Below are 20,412 nucleotides of genomic sequence, written 5' to 3' on the forward strand. Positions count from 1 at the left end.
CTCAAGCTGCTGAGAAACTGAGTTACCAGCTGAGCGGCGCACCTTCGCGAATCTCATCGGAAGCCCTTTTGACGATCGATTGGCCAGAAAAGATCTGACCCCGGACGGGAACGTTGTCCCCAATAGCCGGGCCCTTTCGCACATCAATCCAGTGTGCTCGACCGTTAACCGACCCGATCACGAACGTTCGCTCAGTTGTGGATACGACGCTAGTCGCTGGAACAAGGAGAAGATTCTCTCCAATACCTCCAACAGGCCAATCAACGGTTGGGTACATGCCAGGAGCTAGGCCTCCGTCTTTGTTGTACACATCCAGTTCAACCATCATGGCCCTGCTCTGCTGATCGAGAGCATTTGGGATTCGTGCGACTTTCGCTGAATAACTTTTTCCGGGGTGTGCCGGAACATGGAAGACCGCCGATGTTCCCTTGACGATCGAGCCGGTGTAGGTTTCCGGAACGGGCACAATCAGTCTCAGATGCGTAACCTGCTGGAGTCTGAGCATCGGAGTATGACCGCCATCGATCAGCATTCCAGGATTCACGAATCGGTCGGTAATCATTCCATCGAATGGAGCGATCACTTGAAGATACGACTGCATTGCTTGGCTCGCCTGGAGACGTTCTTTCGCGGTCCGAACCGCGGCCCTTCGGCTATCGACTAATGCCTGCGCCGCATCCCGCTGCTTTTGGGCCTGCAACAGTTCATTGCCCGCTACGGCACCGGGAGTCTTAGCAGCCTCTTGCAGCTTCGCCGAGGTGCTTTCGGCTGCGGCTTCTTGAGCTTCGGCCTGAGCAGCTTCGGCTTCCGCCTGATGGAGGGTTGCTTCTGTAGCTGCCGTCTGCGAATTGATTTCTGGCGCGGAGAGCTGAACCAATAGCTGCCCCTTGTGGACCTGGCTGCCCCGATCAACTAGTACTTTCTCCACATATCCAGGAGAGCGGGCTTCAATATCAGTCTGTAGGAATGGAGCAAGCTCCGCGGTCAGAGGAACCGTTCGAGCGGATGGACGGCTCTCAACCTTTACCATCTCAACGTGTGCAGGGCTCTGAGACAAGGCAGGGAGGCAGTACATCAGCGGGAAAACAAGGCAGATGCCTTTATGGATGAACATAGTATCGGCTCGATGGATCTTCAGGGTTGAGTGAATTCGAGGTGGTGGAAGCTTTGCGTTGCAGCAACGCGTAGACTGCCGGGAGCACCGTGAGGGTCGTCAAAGTGGAGAAAATGAGTCCGCCTATAACAGCCCTGCCAAGCGGAGCGGATTGCGCACTTCCTTCTCCAAAGCCAATCGCCATGGGAATCATGCCGCATATCATGGCAGTCGCTGTCATCAAAATTGCCCGAATGCGGCTCGTTGCTCCCGTTCGCGTTGCAGTTTCTACATCTTCATTCTGGTGCCTTGCCTGTTCTGCGAAGCTGACCAGGAGAATGGAGTTCGCTACCGAAATGCCGACTGCCATGATCGCTCCCATGAAGGACTGGATATTGAGTGTGGTTCCTGTGAAGAGCAGCATAAGAACCACACCGCAGAGGACACCGGGTATTGTCGCCAGTATGGCGAGAGGAAGACGAAGAGACTGGAAGTTCGCCATGAGCAGCAAGAATATTGCGGCGATGGCCAAAAGGAGTCCTGTGCGCAGGCCTGATATTGTCTCTTCAAGAGCGGGTATTTGTCCTCGTACAGTAATGGTTGAACCCTTTGGAGCCGCTGGAAGGTTCTTCAAGAGTGCGGCGATGCGATGCTGAGCTTCGCCAAGAGGCATTCCGTGCAGGTTGGCAGTGACGCTGACGATCCGCTGCCCGCTCAAGCGTTCGATCATCTCGGGCATCGTCCCGTATTCGAGCTTGGCAACCTGATCAAGCTGCGGCTGAGATTGTCCATCGCGCATCAGCGGCAAGGTAGAAAGCGCGCCGAGACCTTGCATGCGGTTTGGAGGAAGTTGCACTTGAATCTGAAATGCGTTACCCGTCCTGGGATCGCGCCAGTAGTTGGGGGATGTGAATCGAGACGAGCCTGTAGCCGGCGTCAGGGAGTTCGTCACGTCGGCCATCGTCAGACCGAACTGGCCAGCATAATCGCGGTTTACCGTCACCTCGACCGTGGGATAGAGGTGAGGCTGAACGATGGAAACGTCCCGCAGGAAGTCGAGCTTTCGAAGCTCGGTTTCCACTTTTGTGAGGTACGAGTAGTCCTGATCGATATCTACGCCTTGAACGTCGATCTGAATGGGCGTGGGCGATCCGAAGCTCATAACCTGAGAAATGATGTCCCCTGCTTCGAATGCCACTGTGAGCTTCGGCATCTCTTTGTGAAACGCGGCGCGAAGATTCTCTCGTAGCTTCTCATCGTCGGGATGTCCAGGCCGGAGTTGGACCTGCACCAGAGCCTCTTCCGGGCCGCTTGTGAAGAGATGAATGAGATTGACCGGATAGCTTGATGGTTGAACGCCTACATAGTCGGAGGTGATCTCTACGTTATCCTTGCCCACTGTCTTGCGGATCAGATCGAGAGCCTGCATCACCATAGGCTCTGTCTCTTCGATTCTCGTCCCAATGGGCGCCTTAACCCGCATCCTTAAAACAGGTCCATTGGAATCCGGAAATATCTCACTTCCGATGCGAGGCGCGACGAAAACGAGAATGAGGACGGTCACCGCGAAGTATCCGATGATGATGGGCCAACGGCGATCCAATATGACATTCAGATACCGTTCATAGCGTGTTCTCAACTTGCCGAAGCTGCCTTCTTTCTCTTCTCCCTTATGCGACTCCTTCATGATCCACGTGGCGAAGACCGGCACCAGACTGCTCGACAGAAAGTATGAGGCGACCATCGCAAAGCCCACGGCGAGGGACAACGGGACAAAGAGTTGCCGTCCCACCCCGTTCATGAAGAAGGACGGAACAAACACCGCCAGCACGCAGAGCATCGAGAGGAGGCGCGCCAAAACAGTGCGGCGGCAGGCTTCGAGAATCGCTCTTGCCCGAGAGACACCTGGAAGCAACTGAGTATGGATGTTTTCGACTTCGACCGTTGCCTCGTCCACGAGGACTCCAACCGCGAGTGCCAATCCACCCAGGGTCATGATGTTGATCGTCTGGCCTGTCGCCCACAAGAGGAGTACGGCAGTAAAGAGAGCGAACGGGATATTGGCCACGACAATCAGAGCGCCGCGCCAGTCTCTCAGAAACAGCAGGACAACTAACCCGGTAAGGACGGCGCCAAGCGCCGCTTCTCTGACTAGACCACGGATGGCATTCGAGACATAGCCGGACTGATCGAAGGCAAGCTGCACATCGACATCATCCGGCATGACCTTTTTAAAACTTGGGATTGCCGCTTTCACCGCCTGAATGGCCGCCAGCGTGGATGCGTCCGAGCGCTTTGTAACCGGGATGTAGACTGTGCGGCGGCCATCGACATGAGCGTATGCCGTGACAATATCCGTTCCGTTCTCGATGGTTCCGATGTCACGTAAATAGATGTTGGCACCAGAGCGGGGATGGATAGGTGCTTCCATCAAGTCGTTCAGTTCTGGCCCGAGTGTGGAGTTCGTCCTCACGATGCGATTCAACGTTCCGTCGTAGAGATTGCCGGAGGGCGATACGACCGTGCCGCTGGTTACGGCCGCGATCGCCTGTTCAGGGGAGACACCATATTGCTTGAGTTTGTCAGGATCGAGCGTGACAACGATAGTGCGCTGGTTGCCGCCAAAAGGAGGAGGCGCTGAGACGCCGGGAAGGGTCGCAAACAGCGGGCGCACCTGATTCAAAGCGATATTTTGCAGTTCGCCTTGAGTGTGACTGTTGCTCGTAAACAAAAGCACACCAACAGCAACACTTCCAGGATCGAAACGCGTGATGAAGGGTGGAACGGTACCAGGCGGCATGAAGGCGCGAGCGCGATTTACATAACCAACCGTCTCAGCCATTGCCTGCTGCATATTCGTTCCTTCGCGGAACGTCAGTTTCATCAGAGCTGCGCCTTGAACACTCTTGCTATCCACGGACTGAATGCCCGTGATGTAGAGGAAGTGATACTCGTAGTAGTAAGTTAGGAACCCTTCCATCTGCGCGGGCGTCATGCCGCCGTAGGGCTGCGCGACGTAGATCACAGGATTGCCAACCTCTGGAAAGATGTCCATGCGCATCCTTCCAACCGCGATAAAGAATCCGGCGATGATCGCAATCAACGCGACGACCACGGTGAGGGGACGACTCAGAGCTGCAAGGACTAAACGCATGTCAAATGATCACCTGAACTACTGAGCTGCCTGAAGAAAGGGCTGAAGATCGCCACGTACTGACTGCAATTGAAGAAATGCACGCCAGACGCTCAAGCGTGCAATCGAATCATCCATCTCTGCCTGCACTACAAGCCGCTGCGCCTGTGCCACATCGTCGATTGACGTAAGGCCGGCCTTGTAACGAGCTGTGGCTTGAGAAAGGACGGTTCGAGCGGCCTCGACCTGGATAGGAGTATTCTTCGCAACGCTGCGCATCGCCCGTAAGGCGGCTTGTGCTTGGCTGAACTGCTCCTGGAGCTGTCGGCCAATCAGTGTCTCGCGAGATTGTTCGGCCTTCAAGGTGGCCGCTTGCGAGGCTTCACGGGCGTGGATATTGGCAAAATCAAGAAAGCCAAAGGTGACGTTCAACCCGACCGCGTAGTTTCCTACGGTTGGAGCGAGGCCGTTGGCTCCGCTCAGGCGCTGTCCGTTTGTCTCCGCGCCGGTGCCTCGACCGTACCCTGCCGCTTCAAGATTGAACTCTGGCACCCAGCTTCGGTCTGTGGCGCGAAGTTCCGAGGCGGATTGAGAGACGGCCGCATGTTGCTGGAGCATCGTAGGGGTACTTTCGGGATGAAATGCTCCGTCATCTTCGACTGTCATTGGGACCTCTCCAAGAAGATGTTCGGAGTTAAGTGGTGCCGTTATCTCATCCGGCTTCGAGAGAAACTTCGCGAGAGTAGCCTCCCCCATTTCGACCGCTCCTGTGGCTAGAGCCAATTGGGTATTTGCAGCCGCCTTTTCCGCTTCAATCCGCGATTCGTCGGCGCCGGGACGCAACTCCGCAGCCGTGAGGGCGTGGATACTTTTCCGTAGGATTTCCCAATTGTCGACGGCAACCTGAGCCGAGTTCTGAGTCTGACGAGCCGCAACGACCGTTAGAAACGCGTCCGCCGCCGCACTTGAGACCTCAAGCTGGCTCCTCTGAATGGACGCACTAGCTCGGTCACGTGCTGCTGCGGCCGCTTCCACTTTGGCGTTCCGTAAACCGAAGTCGAATGGCTGCCAGTTGATCAGAAGCCCTGCAGCGCTCCCCCATACGGAGCCGGCATTGTTCGTGCCGATCACCGGCCCGGACATGCTAGGCAGCGTGTTCTGTGGAAACAGAGTGCCGAAGACGTTGTTTCGTGTAGCCCTGTTGATCTCTACGATCCCGTCGAGACGTGGAAGATAGGCAGTCCTTGCTAATCGGATATTTGCCACAGCCGCGTTGAGATCCTGCTCAGAGACATGAATCGCAGGATAGTTCTGCTCGGCATCCTGAACGACTTGAACAATCGTGAGATCAGGTGTCACCGAGGGAGTAGCTGTGACCGACGCTTGCGCTAAGGCAACGGTAGAGCCACTCGCTGCGAGGAGGCAGCCGACAACGATGCCTCGAATTCTGCGGACATCTCGCATGAATGAGCTATTTGCCTTCAATCAACTCTCCAAAAAGCTCGCGGACCCGGAGCTTTGCTATCTTGAGCGCACGCCGACCGGAAGCCGTGATCTTGTAAAGGCGGCGAACACTCCTACCGGACCGCTCTTCCTCTGATTTGAGATAGCCGCGCTTTTCTAAACTGTGGAGGATCGGATAGAGAGTTCCTGGGCTGATCTTGTATCCATGCCGGGCAAGCTCCTCCGCCATTCCCGCCCCAAAGATGGCTTCATGCTCCGCATGATGAAGAATGTGAAGTCGGATCATGCCGGAGTACAAATCGCGGTTGTTCAGATCATCCTTCATTATCGAACCGCGTTATCGAGATACGATATCAGAAAAATTATTAAGCTTGGATGAAGCCTCATCAAGATCTAAAGCCCCGGCTAAATTTAGGGGCACCCTCTACCGGTCGCCGACCAATGTCAGAGCGTGCGGAGCATCAACCGTCTCTCCTGCAGCGCGAGGCCAGTTTATTGTCAGAAGAGCCCCTCCCTGTGGAGGGTTTGATGCCGTTACACTTCCTCCGTGAGCGCGCACCACCGCTTCAACAAATGCAAGCCCCAACCCACGACCCTTCGAATCTCTTCCTTTCACCCGCTGCTCGAACATCTGGAGGCCGATCTCCGAGGAAAATCCCGGGCCATCATCCTCCACAGTCAAGATCGCGGAGTCCTCGCTTGCTGCAAGTCGTATGGAAACAGTGCATGCTGCAGGTAGGTGTTTGAGTTCGTTATCGAGCAGGTTAGCTATTACTCGATGAAGAAGGGCAGCGTCTGCCACGACTGTGACAGGACCGCCGCTGTGCAGATTCATCCGAAGTCCCTTCTCCGACATACAAGGCTCGTACAGATCGATCATGACTCGAAGTAGTTCTTCGAGATCTACTTCCGTGAGCGAAAGTCTTAGTGCATCAGCTTTGGCTTCCGCAACATCAAGCGAAGTATTCAGGAATTCCGTTAGTCGGTCCAGTTCATCGATGGCCGAAACGATTGGTTCACTCTGCTCAACTTTTAGATCGCCCGACAGCGCGATCTCCAGCTTCCCCCGAATCGCCGTCAACGGGCTTCGAAGATCGTGGGCGAGGGACTCCGTAATAGTGTGCAGCTGGTGCATTGAGCTTTCTATCCGGTCCAGCATGTGGTTGAGCGTTAACGCCAGATGCCCTACTTCGTCGTTGCGCTTGTTGGTTGGAACTCTACTGCTCAAGTCAGATTGTCCAATCCTGGATGCCGCTTCAGTGATCTCGCGGACATAATTGAGCATGCGTCGGGTAGCATAGAAGACGATCGCAAAGCCAAACAGGACAATGACCAGCCAAAGGCAGAGGAAACGGAAGCGGAGGTTCCTGAGTACACGCAATTCGTCTCGTTCCGAAAGGCCTAGATAGATGTGGCTCCCGTCCTCCATGCGCACAGACGCCACCCGAAAGGGATGCTTGAATCCTTTGACATTCAAGTCGTAAGGCAAATCGGAGACGACCTTATATGCGCGAATGGCGGCTAAGTGCGGTGTTCCGTCACCAACACCAACCCAAAGTCTCGGAGTACCATCGTTTCCGGCCTGAAGGAAGAAGACCGAGTCGTTCTCATTGCCATTCGAGCGCAGTTTGTTTGGCACCTCTCTACTTGCAAGTTCCGCGACTTCTCCCACTACCCGGCCGTAGAGGCGGTCCTTTGGTGTTCGCCCGGCTACATCACCGAGTACTGCCACCTCTCCAGTGAGCCACGCGTCGCTCCGACGCTGAATATCGTTCGCTACGAAGCGATGGAGCATCGCAAAAACCAGCAATGTTCCAATGGCAAAGGCTAGAGTTGCCCAGAGGGATATACGCCATGCTGCACTGTGCATGATGGGATTAGCGGTCTTTGAGGACATAACCAATACCTCGTAAAGTCTTGATCAGCGGCTCGCGGCCTTCAATATCCACCTTGCCGCGCAACCGGTAGATGTGCACGTCGACAACGTTAGTATCCGGTTGAATTCTCATTCCCCATACTTCGGAGAGAAGCATGGATCGAGTGACAACTCTTCCGGCATGGCGACAGAGGTACTCCAGGAGTACAAACTCCTGTGGGCTTAGATTCAGAACTTCGCCTCCACGGGAGGCTCTACGCCTGATGAAGTCCAGTTCCAGGTCGAGTACACGCAAACGTGAGGCTTCTTCGCTCGCAGCCAAATTTCGTCTCAAGAGGTTGCGCAGCCGAGCCAGCAATTCGGCGAGAGCAAAGGGTTTGGTCAGGTAGTCGTCGCCACCTTGTTCCAGTCCCTTAACTCTATCGTCGACTGATCTTCTGGCCGAAAGTATCAATACGGGGCTGCTTATGCCAGAGCGTCGAAGCTGAAGAATCAGGTCAATGCCATCTTGATCCGGAAGGCCAAGGTCGACGATTAGAACGTCATACTTCTTTCCAGACGCAAGTTGAGCGGCGGCTCGCCCATCTTTGGCGGCATCCACCTCGTAACCCGCATCAGTGAGCGATTGCTTGAGGAAACTTTGGATCTCGAGTTCGTCCTCCACAAGCAGGAGTTGCATGGAGTGATGGTAAGCCATTTTGATTCACGATTCGAATGCTCCAGGAGGCTGCAAGATGACGATTCGGTCATCTGCGTCCACTCAGCGATGGACGAATCGAGAAAGGCTAGACAAAGAACAGCATAGTCAGAATAACGACTCCTGCCGCAAGGTGAGCAGAATGATCAATTTCCGACGCGCGCTCCGGCAATTGCATCCTCCATGAACGAATCGTCATCCTATCCCTTCCTCCAAAGTGCTATCAAAAGAACAAAGGTCTCGTCTCAACGAGTAGCCGTTGTATTGAGAATACGGAGCCTGTTCTCTCAAGTAGTCGACCGTCGCCGGGTTGTCGTCTCTTCGTGGTCCAGCTTCCCCAATTACACAAACGCGACATTTAATCTCGATTATCCGGGCTGAGGACATATTCCGCTTGACTACGGCTTACCTGAACCGCATTGCTACTGCCGTACCAGAGCACGATGTGCATGATACCTTCGTCGTCTTTGCAGAGAAGATGCTCGCCGACCCGCGGTTACGTACGGTCTTCCGCCGCATGGTGAGTCGCGCCGACATCGCCCATCGCTATTCGTTCCTCGATCCGCAGAGAGGTTCCGGCCAATTCTCGCCGCATGACGCGAAGGAGTTTTATCGGCTAGGTAACTTTCCCAACACGACGCGGCGTATGGAACTGTTTGAGCAGAGCGCTCCTGTGCTGATGAAGAAGGCCGTAGATCGGCTTGCGCTCAATGAGATGGAACGCTCCGGTATTACGCATGTACTGGTGACCTGCTGCACGGGGCTCTATGCGCCGGGGTTGGACTTTGAGATCGTCGACCACCTCGGGCTTTCGGCGGGTGTGGAGCGCACGATGGTTGGATTCATGGGATGCTATGCCGCGATCAATGCGCTGAAGCTGGCGCGGCACATAGTGCGCTCAGATCCGAAGGCGGGTGTTCTGATGGTCAACTTGGAGCTGTGTACGCTGCACTTCCAGGAGACGCAGGAGCTGGAGCAAGTGCTCTCTTTCCTGGTCTTTGCCGATGGTGCGGCGGCGAGCCTGATTACTGCCCGAGAACAGGGTCTCGCGTTGGACAGCTTCAAGGCGGTGATGGTGCCAGAGACACGTGGGCTGATTACCTGGAAGATCCGCGATCTCGGGTTCGACATGCTGCTCTCAGGACAGGTGCCGGGACAGCTGGGCCGCGCGCTGCATGAGGGCGAACTGATGGCGGAGCGCGACGGCATCGACCTGTGGGCGGTGCATCCCGGCGGACGGTCGATTCTGGACGCGGTGCAGAAGGGACTGGAACTGCCGACGGATGCGCTGGCAGCGTCGCGTGAAGTGCTATCGCGCTTCGGAAATATGTCGTCCGCGACAGTGATGTTTGTGTTGCAGCGAATAATGCAACAAGCGCGCCCGGGGCAGCGTGGGTGTGCGATGTCGTTTGGGCCAGGCCTAACAGCGGAGACGATGCGCTTCCATGGGGTCTAGTGCACAGATTGACTTCAGTCGGCGCGCCTCTCCACGTGAGTTACCCGAACTCATGGATGGCGCCTGTAGTTATGAGGATTTCCGTGACTGCCTGCGTAGTCTGGAAACAGTCAATCGCTGGCTGCTGGGTTATCGGCCGACACTCGCTTGGCTGGAGCAGTTGCCGTATGGATTGCATGATCCGGTACACATCGTCGATGTGGGCAGTGGCGGCGGTGATCTACTGCGGCAGATTTCAGGCTGGGCACGGAGACGGGGCATTGCTGTGCAGTTAACAGGGATCGACTTGAATCCTTATGCTGCGCGTGCAGCAGCGGAGTCAACGCCAAAGGAGTTCGGAATCGAATGGGTGATCGGCGATGCTCTGGAGTATCGACCGAAGAAGCCGGTCGACATCGTCGTCAGCTCGCTGCTGGCACATCATCTGGAGGACGAGGAGATCGTTGCGTTGCTGAGGTGGATGGAAGCGACCGCGCAGGTCGGGTGGTTTATCAATGATTTGGAGAGGGCGGAGTGGACTAGTCGGATGTTTGGGTGGGTGCGGTGGCACTGGCTTGTGAGGCATGATGGTCCGGTGTCGTTCCGGCGGTCCTTCCGGAAGGAGGATTGGGTACGCCTGCTGGCTGCGGCTGAGGTCCCGAGAGAGGCGGCGACGGTTGAGAAGGCGCGTCCTGGGCGATTGTGCGTGGGGCGATGGAAGTGAGGCCGGTGATTCTGAAGCATCTCGTTAGACTAAGAGAGATGAAGGCCGTCGGCCTCATGGCGCACAAACTCACTTCTAATTATCTGGGAGGCGAATCATGCCAACTTCCACTGTGCTAGCGCCAAGCTCCGCCGGTTCCAGATTCAAGACGATTCTCTGGGTCTCGCTCGGTCTCGTCGTACTCTTTGTCTTCATCACCTCAGAGCTTCTCCTCGTCACCGACTATCCGATGTACCACGCCTACCGTCTGCAGGTCATCGCGGACCGCCATCTCCTCATCCCGCATACACTCGCCGGAATCTTCGCTCTTCTGATCGGCCCCATCAATTTCTCCTCACGGATCCGCCAGCGTCACCTTCAACTCCATCGCATCCTGGGCCGCATCTACGTCATCTCCGTGTTTGTTGGTTCCTTCACGGGGATCGCTCTTGCAGCCGGCCGGCCCGGTCTTCCCGGAACCTCCATGCAGGCCGCGGCTTGGATGGTCTGCACAACGGCCGCCTTCATCACCGCGCGCAACCGCCAAATCACACAGCACCGCCAATGGATGGCGCGCTCCTATGCAGTTACCTTTACCTTCGTCTCCAGCCGGGTGCTCAACCTCTGGCCGCGTTACTGGAGCCACCTAGGCGACGTGTTATCCGCAGTCGGCGTGATTGCCTTCACACTCGCCTCGCTGCTGATCGTGGACCTCGGCCTCAACTGGCATGAACTCACCACCCGGCGTGACTGATCGTTTGCCAGGAGGCCATGGGATCTTCAGAGCAATGTCGTAAATCCAGGCTATCCACATCTCGCCCTAGTGAACTAGGTTTGCAGATGTCCTATTTCTCAAAGCTGATTCCTTCGAGATCCGAGCTGACCAGAGGGCCGTAACCTCCTAGTTGTCCGACTATCCTCATTACGGCAGGCTCCTGACCTTCGAACACCCATACCATCACGTCTTTGGGCTGCAGGCCGATCAGCCGCGCGATCACGCCCACGACACCGCCCAACTCGGGATGGATGCGAAACACCGTCGCCTTGAGTGTTTGTCCTGTCGTGTGAAACGGCTGCTCGCCCTCCGAAGAGATGAGGAGCTGAATCAACCGCCCTCCGGCGACTGGCGCCAGCATCCCCACGCGAAACGGCGCCGCATTTTGCGGCAGATTCAGCAGCAAGGTTCCAACGAATCCATTCGCCAGATCATCCGGCATGTCGATGTGGTGGCTCTCGATGTGTATCTTCCCACTCTTGTCCTCCGTGCGGCTGGTTACTAAGCCGGTGGCAGCTTCTACTGTAAAGTCGACCGGCTTCACAAAGAACGGTCCATTCTGTATGTGATGGTTGCGTACTAATCGAAACGTGCCCCGCTGCTGGTATGTCGTCGTCTCATCGTCAATCGATCCATCCACAAAGTGATAGGTCAGGCGCATCGTCACTTCATCGCCCTGCACCACCTGCGAAAACTCACCGCTGGCGATGATTTTTCCAGCCTCGGAGCGCGCCACCATAAACCGATGCATCGGGACTTGAATATGTCTTACTGAAATTTGTTCAGCCGACGCTGCGGGGCCTAGCACTATCGCCCAAAAGGCAGCTACCAGGAAATCGTTTCGCCTCATCAAATACCTCGTTCTAACACCTTAGGCGTCTTCCGGTCCCCAGTGAACCCGGCATTTATCTCCTACCGACAAGAGCATCCGCCCTGAAGGGCTCTACCGTCTCCAAAATGACGATTTGGACAGAATGACGTCCCGAACTGTTTTCAGGACGTCTACTAGAGATGGAGTCCGCTACAAATTAATTGATTATCCAATGAATTAGGAGGGAATGCTTTGCAAGACGAAGTACTGGTCCTCGGTGGTGGAGTGGCAGGTTGTGCGGCTTCGATCGCACTCGCTCGAAAGGGACGAAGCGTCACGCTGATTGAACGCGAGCCCACGCCGCGCCATAAGGTTTGCGGAGAGTTCCTAAGCGGTGAGGCTCTTGAGGACCTGCACGCGCTCGGCATCGACGTGGCCTTGCTTGGCGCTGTGCCCATCTGTTACGTTCGCCTTGCCGCCTCCAGACGTGCCGCGGAGGCTCCGTTGCCTTTTCCCGCGGCCTCGCTCACGCGCAAAGCATTGGATACAGCGCTCATCGCCGCAGCCATCGCCGCGGGAGTCCGCGTTAAACGTGGTCACAGTGTGCAGTCGCTCAGCCGTGCGACCAGCAACCTCTGGCGGGCTACGCTCGACGACGGCACCACATACGAAGCTCCGACCGCCCTTCTCGCGACGGGAAAGCACGATCTGCGCGGCCACGGTCGCCCGAAGGACCCTCACCAATGGGTCGCCTTCAAGATGTATTACCGACTGTCCGCTGCCCAGACTGCTGACCTGGCGGACGCCTCCGAGTTAACGCTCTATTCCGGAGGCTACGGTGGTATCCAACCGGTGGAAGACGGCATTACGAATTTCTGCTGTGTGGTGCAACGGCGGTATTTTGCACGTGCGGGTCTTCGCTGGGATGGCCTCCTTGTAAAGATGCAACAGGACTGTCCCCACCTCGCGATGCGGCTTGACGGTGCGGAGCCGCTGCTCGACAAACCGATCACCATCACTCATATCCCGTACGGTTATATCCGCCGCGCAACAGAGGAGGGGCTCTACTGTATTGGGGATCAGGCAGCCGTAATCCCCTCATTCACCGGCGATGGCATATCCATCGCCCTTCATACTGCCCGCCGTGCCGCCGCTGCCTACCTTGCCGCGGAGCCGGCGACGGTCTTCCAGCCAAAACTGCGCTTCGCAATGCTGCCCCAGATGCGTCTTGCCGAGGTCGCTGCCGACGGCTTGAACAACGCACTCGCGCGCGCTGTACTACCGTTCTGCCTCAGGGTCTGGCCCGGTGCGATGCGCGTAACGGCTAGACTCACGCGTGTCACTCAGCCCGCCGCTGTGGCTCCACAGGTGTTCGCGAACTGAAATCGAGCGCCGCCAAAACAACTCTCGGCAGTTAACCCTTTAGGGAGATGATGCAATGAAATCCTTCGCAGTCGTAGCCCTCGCGCTCATATTCGCTCCAGCCGCGCTCGCCCAGCATCAGACCTTCGCCGTCAACCCCGATGCCAGCGAGGTCAAGATGAAACTGAACACGACCCACGAGGTCGTCGACGGCACGTTTCATATTCAATCTGGATCGATCAATTTCGATCGCACCGCTTCCCATATATCGGGGATAGTCATCGTTGCAGCGGGCAGCGGCAAGACGGGAAACGACAGCCGCGATAAGAAGATGAACAAAGATATCCTCAAGGTGGATCAGTTCGCCACCGTCTCTTTCGCGCCTAAAGCATACAACGGGACAATTGCTGCTTCAGGCGACTCGACTATTCGGGTGAGCGGAGTATTCACTCTACTCGGCACTGCCCACGACCTGACGATTCCGACGCAGATTCACATCGATGGATCGAAGGGAACGGCGAAGGCGCAATTCATCGTTCCCTATGTTCAGTGGGGTCTTAAGAACCCGAGCTTCCTGATCTGGAAAGCTGACAATGACGTCGCGATTGATCTTAATCTCGTTGGCCAGGTTTCTGAGTAATAGGACCATTCCGTTCTAACTGCACTCGCTTTTCATTGAACTCAATCGGAGCTACAAAGAACTATGCCCAACTCCGTGTCTCCCCATTCACTGACACGCAGACGTTTCACTCAACTTTCTGGAATTACGGTCGGATCATTCGCGCTGTCCGGCGCGGCCGCTGCAGCGCCGGACGTGACGCTTGAGATTGCGCCGCACACTCTAGAGGCTTCGTCGAAACATCACATACGGACGGTAGCTTACAACGGGCAGATTCCCGGACCGTTGTTCCGCATGCTTGAAGGAGAAACGCAGTCTATTGAGATTCGGAACCTCACAAAAGATTCGGAGGTCGTTCACTGGCACGGCCTCTATTTGCCGCCGAATATCGATGGAGCCATGGAAGAAGGCACACCGATGATCGAGCCTGGCGCGTCTACGCGTTACACCATGACCGCCAAGCCGGCAGGTTTCCGCTGGTATCACACGCATACGTTTGCGGGAAAGAATCTCACTAAAGCGCAGTACGGTGGGCTGCACGGTTTCCTGATGATCGAAGCGCGTGACAACCCCGCTGCTTACGATCGGGAGGTTTTCCTTGGACTCCATGACTGGAACGGGCAATTTCTGAGCAGCGACGACGGTTATATGAATCCGGTCTACGACGTGGCAACGATCAACGGCAAGATGCTCGGCTCTGGAGATCCAGTGAAGGTCAAACAAGGCGAGCGCGTCATGATGCATATCCTCAATAGCAGCCCGACCGAGGTTCACTGGATTTCGTTCTCAGGGCACAGCTTCAAGGTGGTGGCACTGGATGGAAATCCGGTAGCTCAGGCTCAGACAGTTTCCATGCTTCGGCTCGCACCCGCGGAGCGCGTCTCTGCCATCGTCGAGATGAACAATCCCGGCGTATGGGTCCTCGGTGAAGTCCGCAAGCATGTTCAAGCCAGCGGAATGGGCGCTGTCATCGAATACGCCAACTCTTCCGGCAAGCCGGTGTGGACGCAACCGGATGATCTTGTGTGGAACTATCGCCAGTTCGCAGCGGCTGGCGATGCCACACAACATCAAGACGCAAAAAAGATCGAGCTTGTTTTTGACTCCAAGTTCCAAGGGCACGGCAGGGAAGAGCTCTGGCGTATTAACGGTCTGGGCTATCCGCAGAATTCGACGCCAGAGCACTCGCCCTTGTTGCAAGCCGGACAGCGTTATCGCCTAGTCATGAAAAATAAGAGCATGGATGATCACCCGCTTCATCTGCACAGGCACACATTTGAGATTCGGCGGCTTGAAGATGGCGCTGAGATCGCCGGTGTGCACAAAGATGTGGTGTTGGTGCACGCCGGTGGAACCGTCGAGGTAGAGTTTGTGGCCGACAATCCGGGCAAGACACTCTTTCACTGTCACCAGCAGGATCACATGGACCGGGGATTCATGATGGTCTTCGATTATGCGTAACTCCACGATCAAGCTCGGTGCCAACGCGGTACTCGCAATCGCGGCCATCTTGTGCGTGCGATCCGCTGTGGCCCAAGGTAACTATGAAATTCAGGTCTACGGAGCAGCCACCGTTCCGCCGAAGACGTTAATGACTGAATTGCATTCCAACTTCACGCCGGAAGGTCAGAAGTACTACATCAATCGCGTCATTCCGACCAATCATCAGCAGCATGAGACGCTCGAACTTACGGAAGGCATTACGAACTGGTCGGAGATCGGCTTCTATGTTTTCACCAGCGAACAGGACAGTCACGGTGTTCAGTGGGTAGGCGATCACATACGCCCGCGCGTCCGCGCACCCGATAGCTGGCATCTTCCGGTGGGTCTCAGTCTATCTACCGAAATCGGCTATCAGCGCGCCGTTTACTCGCCGGACACATGGACCTGGGAGATACGGCCCATCATTGATAAGACCGCAGGCCGGTGGTATTTCGCAGTGAATCCGGCACTGGAACGCACCTTGCACGGCCCCGACGTGAATCAAGGGCTCGGCTTTTCTCCGGCCGCAAAGGTGAGCTATGACTTCACACGAGTAGTGAGCGGCGGCGTTGAGTATTACGCCGATTATGGACGCCTCGGAGCCTTCGACTCATTGCATTACCAGCAACAGCAAATCTTCGTTGTCACAGATCTGAACACTTCGCCCAAGTGGGAGATAAACATCGGAGTAGGAGTTGGGTCCACCGCAAGTACGGACCATCTCATTGTGAAGGGCATCCTCGGCAGACGCTTCGATTGGGGAAGAAAATCAGCGATCGAATAGGTAGTTAAATATTGATATTTGCTCAGGCCCGCAGGAGAGACGATGACCGATTCGGACAATAAGAGACTCCTCGCAGCGCTGGCGGCCAACTTACAGGCAGAGATGGAAGGCCATTACACCTACTCTGCTTTAGCCAAAAGAGAGAATGATCCACAGCGGCGAAACGCTTTCCGAGGGTTGGCGGCTGCAGAAAAGCATCATGCCGGTCTTTGGGCTGGACGCATTCTGGAACTCGGTGGACAAGTGCCCCAGTACACAGGGAGTGAATCTGGACAGGCCGAATCCTTGGCAACGCGGATAGGTGGAGCGGACCTTGCCTTGCGCCGCCTGGAGATCGACGAGGGTCGCGACATTGCCAAGTATGGAAAGCAATTGAAGGCGCTTGGCGACGAACCGAGCATCGCGATTCTCAAGGAAGTGATCGCCGATGAACGAGAGCACTATCAGACCTTGGGAAATCTCATCCGCTCTCGACGCCCCCTGCCTGCAATGTCTCCTGAGCAGGCACAGGAAGAGCTCGATAGTCTCCTCAACGCCCGAAAGAAGGTCATCCGCAAGCGGCAGGTTGGGTTGGCGATGCCATCTACGGCGTGAACGATGGTCTTGGCTCTATCTTCGGGATCGTCTCCGGCGTCTCGGGAGCGACGCTTGGCAACAGCCACTTTGTTCTCATTGCCGGATTGGCCGGAATGGTGGCTAGTGCGCTCTCCATGGGATCTGGCGCGTACCTTGCCGCGAAGAGCGAGCGGGAGATCTTCGAAGCAGAGTTTGCAAGAGAGCGGGAGGCCGTTGAGGATAACGAAGCTGAGGCCCGTGAGGTGCTTTCCCTCACCTATCAAATACGGGGACTCCCCGAAGAAGATGCAGACCGCTTCGTCGAGCATTTAGCGAAGAACAAGGAAAAGCTCGTCAAAGCGCTTGCGCGTGAGCGTCTGAATACAACCGAAGAAGGACTCAGCAAACCGCTGGTCTCCGCGCTCTCAGGAGCGCTCTCCACTGCAGTTGGAGCCCTGATCCCGATTATCCCGTTCTTCTTCATGGCAGGGATCCCGGCAGTGATTGTTGCCGCGATCGTATCACTGATCGCACATTTCGCCGTAGGTGCCGCGAAGTCTCTGATTACCATTCGCTCCTGGTGGAGTAGTGGTCTTGAAATGACGATTGTTGGCGCGGTTGAAGGTCTCGTAACTTACGTAATTGGAATCGGCATAGGCAGAATTGGAGGCGGTTAATAGAGCTGGTCAGCCCAGTTCAGCCTGCACTGCATGACTGACTGATGAGGGTGATGGTACGTCGGGCCGATTCCACACCTTCCCCCTTTACTTGCCTCCTGCTGCCATTTGTTGTATTCCTATTCCAGTTAAGGTCGTCTTGATTCTTGGCAGATTTACGCCTGAGCGGAAGGCTGTTTTGGATGCAATTCGGGATCAGCTTCGGAAGCGCGATTACCTGCCGATCCTCTTTGATTTCCAAAAACCGGGAGCAGGAGCCTGACTGGAACCGTGTCTACTCTTGCCAACCTGGCACGGTTCATTATTGCTGACCTGACCGACCCGAGTAGCATTCCCTACGAGTTAGCCACGGTCATTCCGCACACTAAGGTCCCGGTACAGGCGGTCATCCTCGAAGGCAAGCGAGAGTTTGCAATGTTCGATGACCTACTAGAGTATCCTTGCGTGCTGCCAGTCTACAGGTATCAGACCGCCGAAACGCTATTGGCGAATCTAAACGAGCGAGTGATCGCACCGGCTGAGGAGAAGGTCAAGGAACTCAGACGTAAGTAAAAGCTGAAGTAGGAGCGATGATGTCAGGGCGGCGGTCGGCCCGGATCAGTCCCGGCAAATGCGCATCCGATTTTGTGTCTCCAAGCTTCGTCGGAAATCCCTTACTTGAGTTGAGATCGACTTAGCCCTTGATGAGCGGTGTCCGGACAGACTATAGCAGTCATTCGCATATTGCAGTCTCATCGGCTGTTGTCTATCTCAAGACCTTATGTTTCCGACAATTAGATCCTGAGCAAAAATAGGAAAAGAACCCCAGTGTCCGATTCTAGGTAGTTATGGAATCATGTTGCTTGTTTAAACATCTGAATAAGAGGACCTATCCCTCCCTTCGCTCGCCGTCTCCGCGTCCTTTACGGACGCGTAAGCCTACACCCGATTGGCTGGCAAAGAACCGTTCGCCAGTTTATCCTGCGGACTTGTTTGAAAAACTACGCGGCAAAAACAGTTCGAGGATCGATAATTCGGGGCACATAGATTTGCATGGGATCTGCAGCGGTGCCTTGCGTCGATCATAGTTGCGCCTAACACATCAATATTGTTTTGATCGGGGAATCCGCGCCCATGAGCCCGATCTGTCATGGTTGCGTCACCGCATGATGTGAAATGCAACGAAAAACGAGATGGCTCATTCCGCTGTCGATGGTCTGTGGCTGGCGCGCAGCTGGCCGGTAGCGCAAACAACAGTTCGGTGTGCACAGAAATGAGCCGCCTTTTACAACCTTGCGCGGGACGTGAAACTCAAGTTGCGCCGGATCGTAGCTCGAATCAGGCGTCACAATGCGCGGATTAGAGACAGGCCCACAACACGCCTTGATCTTTCCCTGGCCATGGAGCGGGATGAACATGGCTCACGAAAAAAGATCAGCCTTTTGGGGCGAGTTTGGATTGTAGGTAAGGGTTTAGATGCAAAGACTCATTCCGCGCGTACTCTGTAAAGGACGCTCGCGTGAGCGCGTAGTGGCAGTTGTACATGCTCTTTCGCGCCGAGCTCTTTCCCTTCCCAAACATCACGAATCTGGGCCTTTCCAATGTGCAGCCCAAGCGCCGCCCAGGGCAGATCTACATACTTTGTCGAGTTTCCTATATTGAAGACCGCGACATACTTCGCTCCATCGCCGGGCGCATCCGCGGTCCAGACAATCAAGCCTGCTTTTCGATACGCCTCGCGTCCGTTCGAGCTCTTCTGATCGACATCTAGTACTTCTTGATTCGTCAAAAGGCCGATAGTAAAAGCATCGCTTGTGGGAAGGTCTCCGCCAAACATTAGAGGTGAACGGAAGATCGACCACAGTGACATGAGCGTAATCTGTTCGTCGTGAGTGAGTAGACTTGCGCGGTCATTACCTCTCTCGGCACGAATTCCGATATGTCCAAGCGGAAGCATGTCGGCATCCGGCCATCCGTCAGGATGCGCCTTGCCCTGCCACAGTGCAATCAAGTCGAACTGTTTGCTGACATCCTGCCATCGATCCCAAAAATCGTTTGAGATGCGCCACAACTGCGCGTTTGCTTTCAGATCTTTGTATTTTTCCACTGGTGCCGGTCCAGGCGAAAGACTAAGCACGATGGGTCTTCCCGTCTTCTTCAAGGCGACACTAAGTGCGTTGATCTCAGGCCCGCGATATGGTTGACTCATGTCGTCCGCTTTAACGTAGTCGACTCCCCACTTAGCATAGAGTCGTGCGATTGAGCTGTAGTAGGCCTGTGCGCCAGGCTTCTTCATATCTACGCCATAGGTGTCTTGCATCCCGTCCCATTTGCAGACGTTAATCTTGTCTGCGATGTCGGCGGCATGGAAGCTGGTTCCTTCAATGGGAAGGTTTTTTTCCACCGCTTCACGCGGTATACCCCTCATGATGTGAATGCCAAACCTCAACCCTTTACTATGGACATAATCGGCAAGGGGTTTGAAACCCTCTCCATTCGCCGCGGAGGGGAAGCGATTGTCTGATGGAACAAAGCGGCCAAAGTTATCCATGGTCACGCGTCCACGAGGAATGTACCCATGAGCCTTGGCGTCCGGCTGATACCACTCGATATCTACAATGACGTATTGCCAGCCGTGGTTTGCCAACTTGGTGGCCATGAAATCCGTATTGGCCTTTACTTCGTCCTCTTTCACTGAAGAACCGAATGAGTCCCAACTATTCCAGCCCATTGGCGGAGTGGGTGCCAGCAGAGTAGCGTGCTTTTCTTGCCCTGGTAAAAGCGTCGAGCACAGCACTGCGACACCAGTGAACAAACAGCAGAACGATCTCATCAAACAACCTTTCCCAAAGTCACAATTGCCAAAACTAGATGTTGAACTTTCTATGAGTAACCGTTTACTCTTAGCGAAAACAATAATCAGGTCCGGACTTTGCAACTGTCAAATTAAACTTCAAGACTTCGGGA

General features: G+C 55.4%; 19 protein-coding genes. 10 read left to right on the forward strand and 9 right to left on the reverse strand.

Annotated features, from left to right (window positions below; genetic code table 11):
* Positions 1 to 22 precede the first annotated feature (22 nt).
* From RBB76_RS22880 to RBB76_RS22905, 6 genes are all read right to left on the reverse strand, one after another.
* Positions 23 to 1,114: an efflux RND transporter periplasmic adaptor subunit gene (locus RBB76_RS22880; RefSeq protein ID WP_429630886.1), complete on the reverse strand. Its 1,092-nt coding sequence runs from the start codon at positions 1,112 to 1,114 to the stop codon at positions 23 to 25.
* A complete protein-coding gene (locus RBB76_RS22885; RefSeq protein ID WP_429630884.1) occupies positions 1,101 to 4,247 on the reverse strand; it encodes an efflux RND transporter permease subunit in 3,147 nt (1,048 codons plus the stop codon). The genes RBB76_RS22880 and RBB76_RS22885 overlap by 14 nt, the downstream gene beginning before the upstream one ends.
* Before the next feature lie 18 nt (positions 4,248 to 4,265).
* Positions 4,266 to 5,711: a TolC family protein gene (locus RBB76_RS22890; protein ID WP_429630882.1), complete on the reverse strand. Its 1,446-nt coding sequence runs from the start codon at positions 5,709 to 5,711 to the stop codon at positions 4,266 to 4,268.
* Positions 5,698 to 6,015, reverse strand: coding sequence for a PadR family transcriptional regulator (locus tag RBB76_RS22895; RefSeq protein WP_429630880.1), 318 nt, complete (start codon positions 6,013 to 6,015; stop codon positions 5,698 to 5,700). The genes RBB76_RS22890 and RBB76_RS22895 overlap by 14 nt, the downstream gene beginning before the upstream one ends.
* Before the next feature lie 99 nt (positions 6,016 to 6,114).
* Positions 6,115 to 7,587 (reverse strand): ATP-binding protein, encoded by a 1,473-nt coding sequence (locus RBB76_RS22900; protein WP_429630878.1) that lies wholly within the window; start codon positions 7,585 to 7,587, stop codon positions 6,115 to 6,117.
* Positions 7,568 to 8,263, reverse strand: a complete 696-nt coding sequence (locus tag RBB76_RS22905) for a response regulator (RefSeq protein WP_429630876.1) — start codon at positions 8,261 to 8,263, stop codon at positions 7,568 to 7,570. The genes RBB76_RS22900 and RBB76_RS22905 overlap by 20 nt, the downstream gene beginning before the upstream one ends.
* Positions 8,264 to 8,657: 394 nt before the next feature.
* On the opposite strand from RBB76_RS22905, the gene RBB76_RS22910 reads away from it, so the two are divergent.
* The 3 genes from RBB76_RS22910 (at position 8,658) to RBB76_RS22920 (ending at position 11,155) form a co-directional block, all read left to right on the forward strand.
* Positions 8,658 to 9,719, forward strand: a complete 1,062-nt coding sequence (locus RBB76_RS22910; protein WP_429630874.1) for a type III polyketide synthase — start codon at positions 8,658 to 8,660, stop codon at positions 9,717 to 9,719.
* A complete protein-coding gene (locus RBB76_RS22915; RefSeq protein WP_429630872.1) occupies positions 9,709 to 10,422 on the forward strand; it encodes a methyltransferase domain-containing protein in 714 nt (237 codons plus the stop codon). The genes RBB76_RS22910 and RBB76_RS22915 overlap by 11 nt, the downstream gene beginning before the upstream one ends.
* A 97-nt stretch (positions 10,423 to 10,519) precedes the next feature.
* Positions 10,520 to 11,155, forward strand: a complete 636-nt coding sequence (locus RBB76_RS22920; protein WP_429630870.1) for a DUF2306 domain-containing protein — start codon at positions 10,520 to 10,522, stop codon at positions 11,153 to 11,155.
* A 91-nt stretch (positions 11,156 to 11,246) separates the two neighbouring features.
* Here RBB76_RS22920 and RBB76_RS22925 read toward each other — a convergent pair whose 3' ends face one another.
* Positions 11,247 to 12,026 (reverse strand): hypothetical protein, encoded by a 780-nt coding sequence (locus RBB76_RS22925; RefSeq protein WP_429630868.1) that lies wholly within the window; start codon positions 12,024 to 12,026, stop codon positions 11,247 to 11,249.
* 213 nt (positions 12,027 to 12,239) lie between these two features.
* Between RBB76_RS22925 and RBB76_RS22930 the strand changes: the two genes are divergently transcribed.
* From RBB76_RS22930 to RBB76_RS22960, 7 genes are all read left to right on the forward strand, one after another.
* Positions 12,240 to 13,370 (forward strand): NAD(P)/FAD-dependent oxidoreductase, encoded by a 1,131-nt coding sequence (locus RBB76_RS22930; protein WP_429630866.1) that lies wholly within the window; start codon positions 12,240 to 12,242, stop codon positions 13,368 to 13,370.
* Between the two features lie 55 nt (positions 13,371 to 13,425).
* On the forward strand, positions 13,426 to 13,989 hold the full coding sequence (locus RBB76_RS22935) for a YceI family protein (protein WP_429630864.1): 564 nt from the start codon (positions 13,426 to 13,428) through the stop codon (positions 13,987 to 13,989).
* A gap of 63 nt (positions 13,990 to 14,052) precedes the next feature.
* Positions 14,053 to 15,429: a multicopper oxidase family protein gene (locus tag RBB76_RS22940; RefSeq protein ID WP_429630862.1), complete on the forward strand. Its 1,377-nt coding sequence runs from the start codon at positions 14,053 to 14,055 to the stop codon at positions 15,427 to 15,429.
* Positions 15,422 to 16,234 (forward strand): hypothetical protein, encoded by an 813-nt coding sequence (locus RBB76_RS22945; RefSeq protein ID WP_429630860.1) that lies wholly within the window; start codon positions 15,422 to 15,424, stop codon positions 16,232 to 16,234. Before RBB76_RS22940 ends, RBB76_RS22945 begins: the two co-directional genes overlap by 8 nt.
* A gap of 42 nt (positions 16,235 to 16,276) precedes the next feature.
* Positions 16,277 to 16,828 (forward strand): ferritin family protein, encoded by a 552-nt coding sequence (locus RBB76_RS22950; protein WP_429630858.1) that lies wholly within the window; start codon positions 16,277 to 16,279, stop codon positions 16,826 to 16,828.
* Complete coding sequence (locus RBB76_RS22955; protein ID WP_429630857.1) at positions 16,825 to 17,466, forward strand: VIT1/CCC1 transporter family protein; 642 nt, start codon at positions 16,825 to 16,827, stop codon at positions 17,464 to 17,466. The genes RBB76_RS22950 and RBB76_RS22955 overlap by 4 nt, the downstream gene beginning before the upstream one ends.
* A 270-nt stretch (positions 17,467 to 17,736) precedes the next feature.
* Positions 17,737 to 18,018 (forward strand): hypothetical protein, encoded by a 282-nt coding sequence (locus tag RBB76_RS22960; protein WP_429630855.1) that lies wholly within the window; start codon positions 17,737 to 17,739, stop codon positions 18,016 to 18,018.
* A gap of 575 nt (positions 18,019 to 18,593) precedes the next feature.
* On the opposite strand, the gene RBB76_RS22965 is transcribed toward RBB76_RS22960, so the two are convergent.
* Positions 18,594 to 18,863: an SUMF1/EgtB/PvdO family nonheme iron enzyme gene (locus RBB76_RS22965; RefSeq protein WP_429630853.1), complete on the reverse strand. Its 270-nt coding sequence runs from the start codon at positions 18,861 to 18,863 to the stop codon at positions 18,594 to 18,596.
* Between the two features lie 68 nt (positions 18,864 to 18,931).
* Positions 18,932 to 20,383 (reverse strand): glycoside hydrolase family 27 protein, encoded by a 1,452-nt coding sequence (locus tag RBB76_RS22970; protein ID WP_429630852.1) that lies wholly within the window; start codon positions 20,381 to 20,383, stop codon positions 18,932 to 18,934.
* Positions 20,384 to 20,412: the final 29 nt, after the last annotated feature.

Source organism: Tunturiibacter psychrotolerans, assembly GCF_051013365.1.
GTDB classification, from domain to species: domain Bacteria; phylum Acidobacteriota; class Terriglobia; order Terriglobales; family Acidobacteriaceae; genus Edaphobacter; species Edaphobacter psychrotolerans_A.